General features: G+C 29.9%; 17 protein-coding genes. 11 read left to right on the plus strand and 6 right to left on the minus strand.

The genetic code is table 11. From position 1 onward, the window contains the following. Nucleotides 1–28: 28 nt before the first annotated feature. From ALEK_RS01740 to ALEK_RS01750, 3 genes are read left to right on the plus strand one after another with little or no spacing between them, the layout of a single operon-like run. Nucleotides 29–1,240, plus strand: coding sequence for a diaminopropionate ammonia-lyase (locus ALEK_RS01740; protein WP_071627890.1), 1,212 nt, complete (start codon nt 29–31; stop codon nt 1,238–1,240). A gap of 2 nt (nt 1,241–1,242) precedes the next feature. Further along, complete coding sequence (locus ALEK_RS01745; RefSeq protein ID WP_071627889.1) at nt 1,243–2,472, plus strand: YgeY family selenium metabolism-linked hydrolase; 1,230 nt, start codon at nt 1,243–1,245, stop codon at nt 2,470–2,472. Nucleotide 2,473: 1 nt separating this feature from the next. After that, complete coding sequence (locus ALEK_RS01750; protein ID WP_071627888.1) at nt 2,474–3,640, plus strand: M24 family metallopeptidase; 1,167 nt, start codon at nt 2,474–2,476, stop codon at nt 3,638–3,640. Nucleotides 3,641–3,665: 25 nt separating this feature from the next. Here the strand turns inward: ALEK_RS01750 and ALEK_RS01755 are convergent, their stop codons facing one another. Both ALEK_RS01755 and ltaE read right to left on the minus strand, forming a co-directional pair. Further along, nucleotides 3,666–3,857, minus strand: a complete 192-nt coding sequence (locus ALEK_RS01755; RefSeq protein ID WP_071627887.1) for a hypothetical protein — start codon at nt 3,855–3,857, stop codon at nt 3,666–3,668. Between the two features lie 43 nt (nt 3,858–3,900). Further along, nucleotides 3,901–4,905 carry a low-specificity L-threonine aldolase gene (gene ltaE, locus ALEK_RS01760; protein WP_083574703.1) on the minus strand — a complete coding sequence of 335 codons (1,005 nt, stop codon included), beginning with the start codon at nt 4,903–4,905 and terminating at the stop codon, nt 3,901–3,903. A gap of 151 nt (nt 4,906–5,056) precedes the next feature. Between ltaE and ALEK_RS01765 the strand changes: the two genes are divergently transcribed. Then, on the plus strand, nt 5,057–5,629 hold the full coding sequence (locus tag ALEK_RS01765) for a cytochrome c oxidase subunit 3 family protein (RefSeq protein WP_071627886.1): 573 nt from the start codon (nt 5,057–5,059) through the stop codon (nt 5,627–5,629). Nucleotides 5,630–5,632: 3 nt separating this feature from the next. After that, nucleotides 5,633–5,890: a cytochrome C oxidase subunit IV family protein gene (locus ALEK_RS01770; protein WP_071627885.1), complete on the plus strand. Its 258-nt coding sequence runs from the start codon at nt 5,633–5,635 to the stop codon at nt 5,888–5,890. A gap of 11 nt (nt 5,891–5,901) precedes the next feature. Here ALEK_RS01770 and maf read toward each other — a convergent pair whose 3' ends face one another. After that, complete coding sequence (gene maf, locus ALEK_RS01775; RefSeq protein WP_071627884.1) at nt 5,902–6,453, minus strand: septum formation inhibitor Maf; 552 nt, start codon at nt 6,451–6,453, stop codon at nt 5,902–5,904. Between the two features lie 82 nt (nt 6,454–6,535). Between maf and ALEK_RS01780 the strand changes: the two genes are divergently transcribed. After that, on the plus strand, nt 6,536–7,489 hold the full coding sequence (locus tag ALEK_RS01780; RefSeq protein WP_071627883.1) for a ketopantoate reductase family protein: 954 nt from the start codon (nt 6,536–6,538) through the stop codon (nt 7,487–7,489). Further along, a complete protein-coding gene (locus tag ALEK_RS01785; RefSeq protein WP_228146316.1) occupies nt 7,461–8,336 on the plus strand; it encodes a prephenate dehydratase in 876 nt (291 codons plus the stop codon). The genes ALEK_RS01780 and ALEK_RS01785 overlap by 29 nt, the downstream gene beginning before the upstream one ends. 49 nt (nt 8,337–8,385) lie before the next feature. On the opposite strand, the gene leuB is transcribed toward ALEK_RS01785, so the two are convergent. Both leuB and ALEK_RS01795 read right to left on the minus strand, forming a co-directional pair. Next, a complete protein-coding gene (gene leuB, locus ALEK_RS01790; protein ID WP_071627882.1) occupies nt 8,386–9,456 on the minus strand; it encodes a 3-isopropylmalate dehydrogenase in 1,071 nt (356 codons plus the stop codon). Between the two features lie 11 nt (nt 9,457–9,467). Next, nucleotides 9,468–10,262, minus strand: coding sequence for an SDR family NAD(P)-dependent oxidoreductase (locus ALEK_RS01795; RefSeq protein ID WP_071627881.1), 795 nt, complete (start codon nt 10,260–10,262; stop codon nt 9,468–9,470). 129 nt (nt 10,263–10,391) lie between these two features. Between ALEK_RS01795 and ALEK_RS01800 the strand changes: the two genes are divergently transcribed. From ALEK_RS01800 to ALEK_RS01810, 3 genes are all read left to right on the plus strand, one after another. After that, complete coding sequence (locus ALEK_RS01800) at nt 10,392–11,111, plus strand: type 2 periplasmic-binding domain-containing protein (RefSeq protein WP_071627880.1); 720 nt, start codon at nt 10,392–10,394, stop codon at nt 11,109–11,111. 144 nt (nt 11,112–11,255) lie between these two features. Then, nucleotides 11,256–11,516, plus strand: a complete 261-nt coding sequence (locus tag ALEK_RS01805; protein ID WP_071627879.1) for a DNA repair protein Rad50 — start codon at nt 11,256–11,258, stop codon at nt 11,514–11,516. Between the two features lie 187 nt (nt 11,517–11,703). Next, entirely contained in the window at nt 11,704–12,399 is a 696-nt protein-coding gene (locus tag ALEK_RS01810) for a DUF1826 domain-containing protein (protein WP_228146315.1), read from the plus strand. A 30-nt stretch (nt 12,400–12,429) separates the two neighbouring features. Here the strand turns inward: ALEK_RS01810 and ALEK_RS01815 are convergent, their stop codons facing one another. Continuing rightward, nucleotides 12,430–13,125, minus strand: a complete 696-nt coding sequence (locus ALEK_RS01815) for a TVP38/TMEM64 family protein (protein WP_083574702.1) — start codon at nt 13,123–13,125, stop codon at nt 12,430–12,432. 443 nt (nt 13,126–13,568) lie between these two features. On the opposite strand from ALEK_RS01815, the gene ALEK_RS01820 reads away from it, so the two are divergent. After that, nucleotides 13,569–16,523, plus strand: coding sequence for an autotransporter family protein (locus ALEK_RS01820; protein WP_071627876.1), 2,955 nt, complete (start codon nt 13,569–13,571; stop codon nt 16,521–16,523). Nucleotides 16,524–16,542 lie beyond the last annotated feature (19 nt).

The following is a 16,542-nucleotide window of genomic DNA, read 5'->3' on the forward strand; positions in this document are numbered from 1 at the left end:
TAAAAATAAAAAGTTAAGGAATAACATCATGATAAACAATTTTAAACAATATTTAAACAATACAGAATTTTTCGATAATACATCAAATACAGTAGTAGGTAAGTACGAACACCAAGATATTTTAAGTCTAGAAGGTTTTGAGAAAGCATCAAAAGAGATTACTTCTTGGGATGAATACGCAGTTACTCCACTTGTGAGTCTAGATGAATTAGCAGAACAAACAGGTGTTTCAAAACTATATTACAAAAATGAGCACTTTAGATTCTCTCTTAAAAGTTTTAAAGCTTTAGGTGGAGCATACGCAGTTGCAAATTTATTAATTGGAAAATTAAAAGAGCAAGGTATTGATGCAAATTCAAATGATTTATTAGCAGGAACATACAAAGATATTACAAACAAGATTACAGTTTCGTGTGCAACAGATGGAAATCACGGTAAATCAGTAGCATGGGGAGCATCAAACTTTGGTTGTAATTGTGAAATTTTTATTCATTCACATGTAAGTGTAAGTAGAGAAAATGAAATTGCAAAATATGGTGCAAAAGTAAATAGAATTGATGGTAACTACGATGATTCAGTTCATATTGCTGATAAAACAGCAGAAGAGAAAGGTTACTTTACAGTTTCTGATACTTCATATGAAGGTTATACAGAAGTACCAAAAGATGTAATGCAAGGTTATACAATTATGGTTGATGAAGCATTAAAACAAATGGGTGAAAAACCAACACATGTATTCTTACAAGGTGGAGTTGGTGGAATGGCAGCAGCTGTTGCATCATTTATTTTAGAAACTTACCAAGAAGAATCACCAATTTTTGTAATGATTGAACCAACTAATGCAGATTGTTTATTACAAAGTGCAAAAAATGGAACTCCTACAGTTGTTCATGGAGATTTAGACACAGTAATGGCTGGTCTTTCTTGTGGAGAGATTTCACTATTAGCATGGAAGATTTTAGAAAATAAAACAAAAGCATTCTTCTCAATTCCTGATGAACCAATTGCAGAAGTTATGAAATACTTATCAGAATTACCAGAGCCAGTAGTTGCAGGTGAATCAGCAGTTGCAGGACTTGCAGGTTATATGATTACTCAACATAGCGAAGAGTATAGAGCTGCATTACAAATTGATGAAAATTCAAAAATTCTTTTCTTAGGAACAGAAGGTGATACTGATGCAGTTGTATACGAAAAAATGGTAGGGAAAAGCTCTGCTGAGGTTCTAAAAAAGGCTTAATGATGGAAAAAATATTTGAAGGTATTCCTTTTGAGGAAATAAAACAAAGAGCTGAGTTTTATAAAGAAGATATTTATAAATTTACAAGAGATTTAGTTAGATGTCCAGGAGGTTCAGGTGATGAATCTCTTGCAGCAACTTGTACTATTGCAGAGATGCAAAAACTTGGATTTAATAAAATAGATATTGACCCTATGGGAAATATTTTAGCTTATATAGGTACGGGTTCTCATCTTATTGCAATGGATGGTCACTTAGATGTTGTAGGTGCTGGAAACCTTGATAACTGGAACTATGATCCTTATGAAGGTTTTGAAGACGAAAATAGAATTATAGGTCGAGGAACAACAGATATGAAAGGTGCAATTGCATCTATTGTATATGCTGCGAAGATTATTACGGATTTAGATATTCAAGATGATTTTACACTTCTAGTTTCTGCTTCTGTTGCAGAAGAAGATTGTGATGGATTATCTTGGAAATATATGATTGAAGAGCAAAATATTAGACCTGAATTTGTATTACTTGCGGAACCAAGTGATGGAAAGATTTGTAGAGCACAAAAAGGACGAATGGAAATTTCTGTAAGTACTTATGGAACATCTGCTCATGGATCAATTCCTCATACTGGTGATAATGCTATTTATAAAATGTCAGGAATTTTAACTGAACTTAGAGCTTTAAATGAAAATTTATTAGTTGATGATTTACTTGGAAAAGGGTGTTTAACTGTTTCTGAGATTAGCTCAACTTCTCCATCAAGATGTGCGGTATCTGATTCTTGTACTATCTCAATTGATAGACGATTAACTTGGGGTGAAAAACCTGAGGATGCATTACAAGAGATTAGAAATTTACCAGCTGTTAAAATGGCAGATGCTGAAGTTAGTATTTATAACTATGACGAACCATCATATACAGGTTTAGAGTATGGACAAGAGTGTTCATTTAAACCATGGAAAATGGAAGAAAAACATGATGTTACGCAAAGTGTAGCAAATGCTTATAAAGAGTTATTCAAAAAAGATGCAGTAATTGATATTTGGCCATTTTCAACAAATGGTGTATCTATTATGGGTGAACATAATATTCCAGTAATTGGATATGGACCAGGTGAACTGAAATTTGCCCATGCACCAAATGAAGAAGTAAAAAAAGCAGACTTAATTTTATGTGCTGCTTTATATGCTGCTATTCCATCAGTATATGTGAGAATGTTAAAAGGAAATTAAGATGATACAAGTACCACAAAGAGGATTTTTACAAGCTGAGTATGAAAATAGACTCTCTAAAATCCAGAAACTTATGTTTGATGAGGGTATGGACGCTATTTTATTAACAACGCAAGTAGATATTGAGTATTACACTGGGTTTAAATCTCAATTTTTTGAGAGTCCAACAAGACCATGGTTTGTTCTAATTCCTTTAGATGATAAACCAAAAGCAATAATTCCAGTAATTGGTGAGAGTGGAATGAGAGGAACATGGATTGATGATATTCAAACTTGGGTATCACCTAATCCAGAGGATGAAGGAATTTCCTTATTAACAACATCTATTAATGCTTTAATGAAAAGATTTAAGTGTTTAGGAATTCCTCAAGGTCATGAAAGTAGTCTTAGGATGCCATTAGGGGATTATAATAAATTAATCTCTAATTTAGATGGTTTACAGATTAAGGATGCTACTAATATTTTAAGATATGTAAGATATGTAAAATCACATGCAGAGATTGAAAAAATATCTTATATTTGTCAAGTGGCATCTCAAGGTTTTGAAGACTTACCAAGCTTACTAAAAGTAGGTGAGAGTGAAAGAGCTAATTGTCAGAGATTTAAGAATCATTTATTAACTTTAGGTGTAGATGATTTTCCTTATTTAATATCTGGATCAGGTCAAGGTGGCTATGGTTCGATTATTATGGGACCAAGTGAAAGGATTTTAGAAAATGGAGATATTTTTATCATTGACACAGGCTGTGTTTTTGATAGTTACTTCTGTGATTTTGACAGAAATTACGCTTTTTCTTATGCAAGCGATGAAGCAAAAAAAGCTTATGAAGTAGTATTTAATGCTACTGATGCTGGATTTGAAGCTTGTCAAGTAGGAAATACGACATCTGATGTATTTCATGCTATGAATAAAGTAATGCAAAAAGGTGGAGCTTTAGGAAATTCAGTTGGAAGATTAGGTCATGGACTTGGAATGCAACTAACTGAGTGGCCATCTAATACTGTTAATGATAATACTCCTTTAGAAGAGGGTGTTGTATTAACATTAGAGCCTGGAATGGAATATCTAGCAGGTAAAGAGATGGTACATGAAGAAAATGTACTTATTACAAAAGATGGACCAATATGGTTATCTAGAAGAGCCCAAAAAGAATTACCAATTATATAAATAAAAACAAGTAATCTACTTGTTTTTATTTAAGTTCAGTTTTGACATTGGACATTTTTTGTGTTGCTGATGTTCTCATACCTTCTTCTTCTGTATTAAACCAAGAAGAGATAGCAATTAGGGCACCTACCCCAACTATTACCAAAAATAAAGTAACCAAAACACTTTCTGTTGCTCCAGTTTGGTTTTTTAGTCTTCTTTTAAAAAAATCTAACATGAAAAACCTCCCAAGAAGGATTTTTATTTATTATAAAATAATATTAATTATAAAAACTTTTAAAAGCAAGTATAGTTTTTTTAACATCTTCTTTTTTAATATCTCTATGAATAACAAGTCTTAATTCACCATATCCAGAAATTAATATATTATTTTTTTCTAAATGTTTTTTTAATTTATCTTCATCATCTACTTGAATGAACATCATATTTGTATGGTTTGATACTACAGTGACTTTCTCTATTTTTCTTAATTCATCTGCTAAATACTTAGCTAATTTATGGTCTTTTTTAAGGTCTTGAATATGGTTATCTAAAGCATATATTCCAGCACTTGCTAAAATTCCTGCTTGTCTAAGACCACCACCTATCATTTTTCTATAATGTCTAGCTTCTTTAATAAACTCTTTACTTCCAACTAATACAGAACCAGCAGGAGTTCCTAAACCTTTTGATAAACATAAAGAAGCCGAATCAAAGTGTTTTGTAATATCACTAAGCTTAACATTTAAATCAACAACAGCATTAAATACTCTTGCTCCATCTAGGTGTAATAATAGATTGTTTTTCTTTGCAAATTTATTTGCTTTTTTTAAATAATCCATACTTAAAACTTGTCCATGATGAGTGTTTTCTAAACATAGAAGTTTTGTTCTTGCAAAATGATTATCTTTTGGTTTGATTTTCTCTTTTACTTTTTTTAAATCTAAAGTAGCATCTTTTTCAAACTCTATTGGCTGAGGTTGAATACTACCAACAACAGCACCACCACCTGCTTCATATTTGTATATATGTGCATCTTGACCACATATATATTCATCTGCTCTATTACAATGTGATAATAAAGCTAGTAGGTTCGATTGTGTTCCTGATGTTACAAATAAACCAGCTTCTTTTTTTGTAAGTTTTGCTACTTTTTCTTCTAAAGCATTTACACTTGGGTCTTCTCCATATACATCATCACCCAATGGGGCTTTGAACATAAATTCTTTCATTTCTTTTGAGGGTTTTGTAAATGTATCACTTCTTAAATCAATTATTTTATTCATAATATCTCCTATAATTGTAAGTATATATTTTTTTGTATTTTTAAATATAGTAAAATATTGCTAATAAGAACTTTTTATGGAATAAATTTTTATATATATTTATATTCTACCTTGAAGTAGTATTTAAAGTTCAATTGAATATAATCACCTTATGAATACAAAAATAGATAAATACCCTCCTGGAGATTTTGGTATATGGCTTATTATTTATATAGAACTAATTACCTTTGGTGGTTTGTTTCTTGGATATGCTTTTACTAGGTCAAAAGATGTGGAACTTTTCAATAACTCACAAGATTTATTAAATCAAAACTTTGGACTAGTTAATACTGTACTTTTATTAACTAGTAGTTATTTTGTAGTAAAAGCTGTTCATTTTGTAAAAAATGGCTTATCAACTAAAAAAAGTTCAAAATATTTATTATTTGCAATTGCTTTAGGTATTGGATTTTTAATATTAAAAGCTTTAGAGTTTTTTGTGAAATATAATGAAGGTATTTCAATAGGAACAAATACATTTTTTATGTTTTATTATATTCTTACAATATTTCATTTTTTACATGTATTATTGGGAATAGCTATTTTATTTCTTACTTATAAAAATATGAAAAAGAATAAATATACAAGTAGTAATTGTATAGGTTTAGAAACATCAGCTTCTTACTGGCATATGGTTGATTTATTATGGATAATTCTGTTTCCATTGATTTATATAATAAGGTAATTTATGAAAAATAGAATAAAACTTGTTTATTTAACTCTTATTTTTTTAACTATAATTTCTTATATTTTAGGGCTTTTTGACTTAATGAATTATACTTTTGTAAGTATGGTATTAGTTCTTACTTTTATAAAAGGTAAGTTAATTATTGACCATTTTATGGAGCTTAAAACTTGTGCAAAACCTTATGTATTAATTCCTACAATTTGGCTTGCAATAGTTTTAATTTTAATAGGTTTTGCTTATTATATCCCTTATTTATAGGGATACAATTCTTATTCTTCTAAAAAAGGAATAAGTTTTTGGGCACATAATCCCATAGCTGTACTTTCATATCCTATCACATTTTTGATATATGGTTTGCAAAAACCTTCTACCATAATTGCACCTGCTTTTCCAAAACACTCTCCTGATTTTATATACTCTTCTAGGTGTGTTTTATCAAACTTTTCAAACTCATAAGTAGTAATAGAAATATCGATTAACTCTTTTGTTTTAGATTTATATATCATACAAGTTATTACAGAAGTTTCAGATTCACTTTGAAGTTCTAGCATTCTTCTTGCGTCATTTTCATCTTTTGCTTTTCTAAGTAACTCTCCATGTGAAGTAACCACAGAATCAGATACTAATAATGGCATGTCTTCAACGCCATATTTAGAATATAACTCATTGAATTTTCCTCTTGTTGCTTCATAACAAAAAGATTTAGGATTAGTAGTTAGTATTGAATCTTCATCAAAAGAACCGCCATTTTGAGTAAATTCAATACCAAAATTATTAAGTATTAATGCACGTGTAGGAGAATTTGAACCAAGTCTTATCACAATAGGCCTTTTTTAGTTGGATTATACTCAATTTGTATATAATATCTTTTAAAAACATATGAATTTAATTTAGGAATAAAATATGAATATAGTAGTAATTGGTGCTGGTGGAATTGGAGCATATTATGGAATGATATTACATGAAGTAGGGTGTAATATTACTTTTGTAGCTAGAGGTGAAAATCTAAAGTATCTAAAAGAAAATAAGATGAAAATGACTCATCCAAATTATGTAATAGAAGATAAAATTAATACATTAAGTATTGAAGAATTAGTTCAGAAAAATCCAGAAGATTATGATGCTGTGATTATTGCTACAAAAGCTATGAGTACGGAATCTATCTCTAAATCTTTATCATCTTGGGTAAAAGGTAGCTCTTTTATACCTTATTATATTTCACTACAAAATGGTGTTGAAAATGAAGATATTATGGAAGAGTATTATTCTAAAGATTATGTAATAGGTGGACTTACACGTCTTATTGTTTCACATACTATTTCTATTGGTCATGTTCATTGTTCAGGGGAAGTTCAAACTCTAATAGGGGCTTTAAATCATACAGATAAAAATGCTAAATTCTTAGATGAATTAAATACTATTTTAGCTAAAACACAAACTACTACATTTATATGTGAAGATATAAGATTAGAGCTTTGGAATAAGCTTATTATTAACAACGGAGTAAATGCTATTTGTGCTTTATTAGAAGAGCGAACTAGACCTTTACTTACAGATGAAAAAACTTCAAAAATCATATATGGACTTATGAGTGAAACAGCCCTTGCGGCAAAAGCTGTAGGAGTTGAAATATCTCAAGAAGGTGTTGATAAAATGTTTGAACTTATAAAAGGTTTTGAGAATCTAAAACCTTCTATGTATATAGATAGAGAAAACAACAGACCCCTAGAGCTTGAAGAAATTTGTGGCGTTGTTGTAAAAAACTGTGAAAAACAAGGTCTAGATGCTCCTTATACTAGAACTATTTCTACAGTTTTAGAGTTTCAATATGAAAGAAAAAGAAAATCAAATGGATAAAACAGTTGTATATCAAGGAGTTGAGGGTGCTTATTCACATTTAGCATCATCACAAATTTTCCCAAATTCAAAACTAATAGCTTCTGATTCTTTTTTAGAATCAATGCAAATGGTTGAAAATGGTCAAGCAGACTTTGGAGTAATTCCTATTGAAAATTCATCAGCAGGAAGAGTTGAAGAGATTCATAGATTAATTCCAAAGATGCAGTTAAATATTATTCAAGAATATTTTCATCCAATAAAACATGCATTATTAGCAATAAAAGGTTTCAAAAAAGAAGATTTAAAAACAGTTTCTTCTCATCCTCAAGCCCTAGCACAGTGTGCGAATAATATCAAGAAGTTTAATTTAGAAGCTATTTCAGAGTTTGATACAGCAGGTTCTGCTATGAAATTAGAGAAAACCAATGATAAAACTCATGCAGTAATTGCTTCAACACTAGCCGCTGATATTTATAATCTAGAGATTGTAGAAGAGAAGTTTTTTGATTATGTAGGAAATGTAACTAGATTTATAATACTTTCAAAAAAAGCTGATTTCCCTTCTTATGATACTTCTAAATCATATATTACATCTTTAATTTTCTCTGTACGAAATATTCCAGCAGCTTTATATAAAGCCTTAGGTGGATTTGCAACTAATGGAATAGATTTAATAAAAATTGAGAGTTATTCTGGAATTGGAAGTATGTATTCAACTCAGTTCCATGTGGATTTATATGGACATATTGATGAAAAAAGATTGCAACTTGCATTAGATGAATTGAAATTTTTTGTAGAAGAGCTGAAAATCATAGGTGTTTATGAAAGACATGAATATCGTGATCAAATGTGTGAGTTATCATAATTATACTAAAACAAAAAGAGAGAAGCTAAGGCTTCACTCTTTCTAATCTTTAATCTCTTAGTGCATATTGTGTAATAATATCACCCATAGCTTGTGTATCTAAAACTTCTTTAGCATCAAAAGCACTTAAGTCTTTTGTTCTATATCCATCTTTTAAAACATCTTTAATAGCATCTTGTATTATAATAGAAGCTTCTTCTTCTCCTAGTGAATATTTTAACATCATAGCAGCAGATTCAATTGTAGCAATTGGATTTGCAATTCCTAAGCCTGCAATATCAGGAGCAGAACCGTGAATTGGTTCATAAACAGAAGTTTTATCTCCACTTGAAGCAGATGGTAATAATCCAATAGATCCCACAACCATAGAAGCAGTATCAGATAAAATATCCCCAAAAATATTACCAGTTACAATAACATCAAATTGTTTTGGGTTTCTTACTAATTGCATAGCTGCATTGTCAACGTACATATGAGTTAATTCAACATCTGGATAATCTTCTGATAATTCAATCATAGTAGCTCTCCATAATTGAGATACTTCTAATACATTTGATTTATCAACAGAACAAAGTCTTTTATCTCTTTTTTGTGCTAATTCAAAAGCTTGTCTTCCAATTCTTACAATTTCAGGTTTTGAGTAAACCATAGTATTAAAAGCAGTTTTGCCATTATTTTCTCTAGGTTCTCCAAAGTAAATACCACCAATTAACTCTCGTACAACCATAATGTCACAACCTTCAATAACTTCAGGTTTAAGAGTAGAAGCATTTGTAAGTTCATCATAAACAATTGCAGGTCGTAAGTTTGCATATACTCCAAGAGCTTCTCTAAATTTTAAAAGTCCTGTTTCTGGTTTTAGCTCCCTTGGTAATGAATCCCATTTTTCACCACCAATTGCACCAAATAAACATGCATCAGAGTTTAAAACCCCATCAACTGTTTGTTGAGGTAGGGGATGTCCTGTTTCATCTATTGCAATTCCACCCATTAAATATTCATTATATTCAAGTTTAAAATCACACTTTGTTGCAACTGCATTTAATACTTTAACCGCTTCATCTACAATCTCTACACCAATTCCATCACCTTTTATTAGTGAAATATTATAAGTATTCATTTTTTTCCTTTTTATATTGCTGCTTGGACTACACCAGCATCTGCTCTTAAAACTGCACCATTACTTGCACTTGATAAAGTACTTGAAGTATAAACTATTAGATTTGCTATCTCTTCAACATCTGTAAATCTTTGTAATAAGGAAGTAGGTCTTACACTTTGGAAGAACTCTTTTTCCATTTCTTCAAAAGTAATATTTTGACTTTTTGCATAATCATCTAAAAATGTAGTAACACCCTCAGAGTTTGAAGGTCCAAGAATAATAGAATTAGAAGTAACATTTGTACCTCTTGTAAGTTCTGCAATTCCTCTAGCTACTGCTAATTGAGCTGTTTTAGTCATTCCATAATGAATCATCTCTTTTGGTATTTGATATGCTGATTCACTTGAAATAAAAATAATTCTACCCCAGTTATTCTCTAACATCTTAGGAAAATATGCTCTAGATAATCTAACTCCACTCATTACATTTGTATTAAACATAATAAGCCAGTCTTCATCAGTGATTTGTGTGAATTCTTTTGGTTCAAAGATTCCAAGATTGTTTATTAGAATATCTACGTAAGGTAGTTCTTGAAGTAATTTATCACAACCTTCTTTTGTTGATAAATCTGCAACTACTCCAAAAACAAGTGCTTCTGGATTTTCATCTTTTATTTTTTTTATTGCTTTATCAACATTAGTTTTATTCCGTGAGTTAATATAAACTTTTGCACCTTCATTTGCTAGTTTCTTAGCTGTTGCGAAACCAACTCCTAATGAAGAGCCAGTAACTAGTGCGATTTTGTTTTGAATTTTTAAATCCATATTATGCCTTCTTAAATAAAAGAGATAATAGTAGAAATAAATCGTTTTTAAATCGCGGTTTTTAGAAAAGTTCGCGATTATTCCGCGATAAGTGCTCGTTATAATAATTTCAATTTATAAGGAGTATAAATGAATAAAATTAAAAAAATGATCTTAAGTATAGTTTTAATACTTAGTTCAACAATTGTTTACGCAGCTGATTATAATGCAACACTTGGAAATATGCCAGTATATGCAGAATCAAAAGATAAAGGTGTCTTAGTAGACTTAGTAAAAGAGATACAAAAAGAAAGTGGAAATAGTATAAATATAAAAGTTCTTCCTTTTGCTAGTTCTTTATATATGGTTCAAAAGAATCGTTCTGATTTTCATATTCCACTAATAAAAAATGATATTGTAGATGAGAATAAATTGCCTTTTACATATTCAAGTGAAACAATATTTCATGTGAATTTTGTGATTTATTCACTAAAGAATAAAAAGATTGATATAAATAATTTATCACAATATAAAATAGAAACTGATAGAGCGCATGTGGCTTATTTTCCATTTAAAACAAGTGCTAGTAACTCTATATCGGGAAGTTTATCAAAAATAAATGATGGTAAAATTGATGCTTTTATTTTTGCAGATTTTGCAACAGATCCATATTTGAAAGAATCAAAATTCAAAAATTTAAGTAGAGAATTATATAAAGTATTTGATGTAAAAATGGTATTGCCAAAGAGTGCAAAAGCAAAACAAATTGATACTATGTTAAGTACTTCTATTTCAAATTTAAAACAAAGTGGTAAATACCAAGAGATTATGGGAAAGATTGATTTAGCCTATAGTAATTGGCAACCATAAGAGTTTAGAATTTTGTATAAGTTCCATAAATTACAGGTTATTTTTTCAAAACAAGTTATGAGGGAGTGAAAAGAGAAAAATAATTGTTAAGATTTTTATCTGATATCTAATTAGTTATAATTACGAAAAATTTGTGGAGAATATATGAAAAATATAAAAGAAGAACTTAAAAATGTAATACTAGATGTAATGTTACCTGAAACAGAAACTTACTTAGAAGAGTTAAATAAAGCAATAGATAACAAAAGTGCAAGTGAAGATGAAATTAATGCAAGAGAAGATATAGTATCTTTTATTGAGGAATTAAAAACTATTCTTGAAGTTATTTCAGAAGATAAGCTTTCAGATGAAGATGCAAAAAATGTATATGAAAAAATAACTACAATGCTTGAAGAGCATGAATAATAAATACCAAGGTTGTCGATTTTAGATATCAACAACCTTTTTCCATCTGCCATAATCTACTCCTTTGATTTCTTAACACAATTAGGTCATATGTATTTATTGTTTAAACTACTGCGACTAAGTTGCATTTAAATAACTTATATTATAATTCCTAAATTAAATGCGACAAAGTTGCACAAAGGGAAAAATGATGCTGAATGAAAAGAATCTCAATTTTGCTGGTCAATCTATTAGCCCCAAACCTTTTACGACAAGGCCTGTAACTTATCGACATAAGGCGCAGGATAGTCATCCAACGGTTTTCGCTGATATTTATCAATCAGAAATCAATATAGCCATTTGGCAGCGTAAGTTAGCTACGACTTTGCAAGATTCAGTGAAAGCATTTTTGGCATTGAATCCTACATTTCAAACAAAAATGATCTTAACACCAGAAGATGCACTTTCGCGTGTTAGCGAATCTTTTAATAACAATATGGCTGAAGTGAGCGAAGATATTGCTGAGCTTGTAGATATGTTTTGTTATTTATTTGAACGTAAAGAAGCAGCCCTACGCTTGAAAGTCTTAGATCAAGCGATGTGCCCTAAATTTCATGTGGATAGAGTACCTTGCCGCCTTGTGACGACTTATCAGAGTATAGCCTCGCAATGGCTGCCACACGAGGTGCTTAATTATACAAAACTGGGATGGGGTAGTAATGGATTGCCTGACAGTGAATCCGGCCTTTACCAAAGTGAAAGTGATATTCAGCAACTGGGTTGTGGTGATGTTGCATTGCTCAAAGGTACACTTTGGGAAGGGAATGAAAACGCGGGCTTAGTCCACCGTTCACCAGTGGTGCCAGCCAATGAAAAGCGTTTGGTACTAACTTTGGATTTTTAATTAAATGCTGTGGCTTCGAATAATAAATAGCTATAGTGATTTTAACTGTCTCAATTTTCTTTTAAACAAGTATATAAGACCAAATGAAGAAACGATAACTAGTATAGCTGTCATATAAAACTTGAATCCAATATCGCCATTACCTGTGATAAGGGCTTCTAATAGGTTTTGTGCAGCACTGCCTAACCATACAAAAAGTATAGTTCTAGGCAGCATACCTAAAGTGCCTGCTGTGATAAACTCTTTTACCTTAACTCCAAATGCAGGTAAAAGAAGATTCATCAATCCAAAAGGCAAAATGGGCGATATTCTACATAATATTACAAACCAAAATGGATTTGACTCAACTGTATTTTTCAAAAGTTCTTTATTATCCATATCTACCATAGATTTAAGTAGCCTTCCTTTGTCCAAGTGCCGACCAAAGATATACCCTAACAATGAAGCTAAGAGATATGCAGGTACAACATAAACTAAAGAGCTAAGACCAAACAAAAATCCACTAAGTGATGCTATAAAGGTTGTAGGAGTCAAAAGGATGGCCATTGTAAATGCTGTTCCTGTAAAAAACAGGATAGAATGATCTTTTATCCACTCCGTTATCTCTGGATAGGAAAAGATGATATATAAACTCAAAAGGCTTCCTAAAATAGGCAATACAATAGCAATAAGCGAAACAAAAAACGAATGACGATTTGTACGTAAGAATTTAATGGTTTTTTTCATAATGAGACTTTTTTACTATCTACGATAGATTTTTTTAAGAGGAATTATACTGAATCAATCTTTAGAAAAATCTCATAAAACATATAAGTATATTTTAGATTTAAGTTTAGCTTCTATTAGTATGAAATATTTTATTTTAATTCAATTTTAGGAGCCGATAATCCAGAAAGAATGATTGAAGTTTATGACTAGTTAGTATATAATTTAATTTTTGAACAAGTTCTAGAACTTACAGGTTGTGGGACTTATTTTTATAACTCACTTTTCTTTGGTATAAATTCTCGTATTAATCCATTTGTATGTTTATTTAACGAAGTCTCTTTTCTTTACTATGTTTCGATTAATTAAAAAATAATAAAAGATATTTATTTAAATATAAATAAATAATTTTTTTAGTATGAATATACTAATATAAGAATAAACAATACAAGGATAATATTACTATGAAAACAAAAAAAATTATTATTTCATCAATTATTATTTCATCAACTCTATTCGCACAAAGTTTTGATGCATCAAATTATGGATTGCAAAATGATTTATTATATGGATTAACAAATACTCTAACTAAACCCATAGATTCAAATATTGACACTTTATTGTTTAAGAATGGAGGCTCTAATGATTTCTTTTATTTTAAACGCAATACAGAAGGTAGTGTCGCGCCTGACACTTTAACTGCATTTGAAGAGAATAGAGCTTATCAAAATCTAATATTTGAGAACACTTCTACTTCTAATACTTGGACTCTTGGTTCTCAAAATTCACAGGCTTCTTGTAACCCATGTAACGAAAACCATGTTTTTGTTTCTACAAAATCACTTACCTTAAATAATACAGCTTTAGAATTTATCAAATTAAAATCCCCAGATGTAGATCCAAATGCAAATAGATACGATTGGATTGAAGATTTTGTTTTCCAAAATTCGCAAGATTATGCAAGATTAAATTTAAATAATGGGCATTTATTATTGGATAATAACTTTGGTTCAGGTGCTTTAATAAGTTTTAGAAACAATACTATATTTGATATAAATGGAAAAGATAATGTTATAAAAGGAGCAAGTGGAGCTTTTGGTCGTTCTTTGCATGAATTATATTTAAATATAAATAAAAATAGTTCCCTTATTATAAATGGTACAACTAATTTACAAGCATTGGAATATGGACATATAAATATGCAAGAAGGTAGTTCTCTTCTTGTAAAAGATAGCAGACTTCAATTAACAAGTGATGGTACAAACTCAAAGTATTTTTCTACTTTTGATAATGCATCAGTTTCTGTAAGTGGGGTTTTTGGAAGCACTCCCTCAAGTCTTGAGATAACAAATCCAACTTTTACAAATAGTAATATATCCTTAGGTAACAATACCAAAATTAGAAGTGTAAAAAGAGTTAATTCAAGCTTTTTATCTGGAGATTTCTTTTTTGAAGGAAATAATGACTTAGTTTTAAATTCAGGTTCAAAACTTACAGGAAATGAATCCCTAGGAAATGATACATCAACAGGATTTAACTTTTCAAATGGTACTACAAATATAAGTGGAGCAGGTACATTAGATGCTTTAGATATGCATTTAAATAATGCAAAAGTTGAATATAGTGGTAATAACATATCTACTAATCTTAAATCCTTATATTTAAATAATGGTAGTGAATTAAAAACATCTAAATCAACAAGTGATGATTTTAATAAATTATTAGTTTTAAATATTAATGACTCTACTCTAAATGGAAATAATAGTTATGGATTAAGTGCTGTATTGAGAGCTCAGATTGAGAATTCAACGTTAAAGATTGATACAGCTAACAGAACATCAGGAATGACTTTTCACTTAGCAGGAATTAATGATCCAAGCATAGATGGATATATAAAATTTGATGGTAATAATAAGTTTATTAGTAGAATTGACCCATCAGGTAAAGATATTGGTGCGGGTATTAAAAATTATGCAGACGCAATATACTTTAAAAGAAGAGATCTTGGTAGTTTTACCTCAGATACTGTACTGGGTCTATCAAATTTAGACGTAGAATTAGAAGCCTTCTCTTCTTCTCCTTCTTCAACTGATTATTCAAGTGGTGGAGAAAATAGTGATGGTATTTATGATGTTATGGTTTTCCAGTCAACTGCTACTGCAGATAGTGATAATGTAGATTTTATTTTAGGTGGAAGTATGCCTGCTCTTTTAAAAGCTACACAAGTTAAAACACCAAGTGCAGATAATCTAGTTTCAGTAAAACTTGAAACACAAACTCTTTCTTCGTTAACTTCACACCCAACTATTACAACATCAAATCAACAAAATGGATTAAACTTATTACTTAATGGTGCAAATTCTGGAAATACTAATATTAATAATGCATTACAATCTATAACTAATTCTCAATTACAAACTCATACAGATAGTATACATGCTGAACCATATTCATCATATATGACTATTTCCTTAGAACATACAGATATGATAATGAATAGTGTTTTGAATAATACTGCTTTAAATATGAATATAAGTAGTGGAAAATTAGATAAAAAAATAGACCATAATAAAAAGAAATTTTGGATGGATATTAGTCATTCAAAAGGTGATATAGATGGGAGTTCAGGATTAGGAAGTTTTGATTATACTTTAAACACAGTAACTTTTGGAAATGATTTTATTTCTGATGAAAATAAACGTGCTGGAATGTTTATTTCTTTTGGAACACAAAAAATGGATGAACACGATAGTGTTAATCAAGATTTCAATAGTGATAACTACTATGTTGGAGGATATATAAACCAAAATATTTCAAATAATTGGAATATAGGAAGTGTATTCGGATATGGATATGGAAAACATAAGTCAACAAGAACTGTACAATTGTCAAATCTAAATGGAAATAGTAACGGTAATTTTCATAGTCATAGTATTTATGGAGCTATTAATATCTCAAAAAACATCTTTTCCAATGATTTAGTTTCCCTAAGACCAGAAGCAGGTTTTGATTATGCATATTATAAACAAGAAGAAATAAAAGAATCTGGAGATAGTAATTTTAATCTAATAATTGATAAAACTGATGCTCAATCAATAGTTGGAAGTATTGGAATAAATGCTAAATTTAAAAGTATTTCAGATACAAACAAAATCTATCCTCTTGCTTTTGTAAAATATGAACATGATTTTTATGCGAATAGAAATAATGCACATAAAGTTAATGCGGCATTAAGCTCAAATTCAAATTATAAACAAGAGTTTGAAGGCCAAAATAGAGGTGAAAACTCTATATTAACTGGTATAGGTTTAGCTAGCGATATAAATAATTCTTTACAAATAAATGGAGGTTTTGTTTATAGTAGACATTCTCATGGAAAAGAAGTTGGCGCTGGGATAAGTTTAAAATATAAATTTTGATTAATGATATAAAAAGGTT

This window comes from Poseidonibacter lekithochrous (assembly GCF_013283835.1).
Lineage (GTDB): Bacteria > Campylobacterota > Campylobacteria > Campylobacterales > Arcobacteraceae > Poseidonibacter > Poseidonibacter lekithochrous.

What these genes read in the sequence shown, in the direction of transcription:
- ALEK_RS01740 (WP_071627890.1), top strand. Translation starts at nt 29, where the DNA reads ATGATAAACAATTTTAAACAATATTTAAACAATACAGAATTTTTCGAT.
- ltaE (WP_083574703.1), bottom strand. Translation starts at nt 4,905, where the DNA reads ATGAATAAAATAATTGATTTAAGAAGTGATACATTTACAAAACCCTCA.
- ALEK_RS01765 (WP_071627886.1), top strand. Translation starts at nt 5,057, where the DNA reads ATGAATACAAAAATAGATAAATACCCTCCTGGAGATTTTGGTATATGG.
- ALEK_RS01780 (WP_071627883.1), top strand. Translation starts at nt 6,536, where the DNA reads ATGAATATAGTAGTAATTGGTGCTGGTGGAATTGGAGCATATTATGGA.
- ALEK_RS01795 (WP_071627881.1), bottom strand. Translation starts at nt 10,262, where the DNA reads ATGGATTTAAAAATTCAAAACAAAATCGCACTAGTTACTGGCTCTTCA.
- ALEK_RS01745 (WP_071627889.1), top strand. Translation starts at nt 1,243, where the DNA reads ATGGAAAAAATATTTGAAGGTATTCCTTTTGAGGAAATAAAACAAAGA.
- ALEK_RS01755 (WP_071627887.1), bottom strand. Translation starts at nt 3,857, where the DNA reads ATGTTAGATTTTTTTAAAAGAAGACTAAAAAACCAAACTGGAGCAACA.
- ALEK_RS01820 (WP_071627876.1), top strand. Translation starts at nt 13,569, where the DNA reads ATGAAAACAAAAAAAATTATTATTTCATCAATTATTATTTCATCAACT.
- ALEK_RS01800 (WP_071627880.1), top strand. Translation starts at nt 10,392, where the DNA reads ATGAATAAAATTAAAAAAATGATCTTAAGTATAGTTTTAATACTTAGT.
- leuB (WP_071627882.1), bottom strand. Translation starts at nt 9,456, where the DNA reads ATGAATACTTATAATATTTCACTAATAAAAGGTGATGGAATTGGTGTA.
- ALEK_RS01810 (WP_228146315.1), top strand. Translation starts at nt 11,704, where the DNA reads ATGATGCTGAATGAAAAGAATCTCAATTTTGCTGGTCAATCTATTAGC.
- ALEK_RS01805 (WP_071627879.1), top strand. Translation starts at nt 11,256, where the DNA reads ATGAAAAATATAAAAGAAGAACTTAAAAATGTAATACTAGATGTAATG.
- ALEK_RS01770 (WP_071627885.1), top strand. Translation starts at nt 5,633, where the DNA reads ATGAAAAATAGAATAAAACTTGTTTATTTAACTCTTATTTTTTTAACT.
- ALEK_RS01785 (WP_228146316.1), top strand. Translation starts at nt 7,461, where the DNA reads ATGAAAGAAAAAGAAAATCAAATGGATAAAACAGTTGTATATCAAGGA.
- ALEK_RS01750 (WP_071627888.1), top strand. Translation starts at nt 2,474, where the DNA reads ATGATACAAGTACCACAAAGAGGATTTTTACAAGCTGAGTATGAAAAT.
- ALEK_RS01815 (WP_083574702.1), bottom strand. Translation starts at nt 13,125, where the DNA reads ATGAAAAAAACCATTAAATTCTTACGTACAAATCGTCATTCGTTTTTT.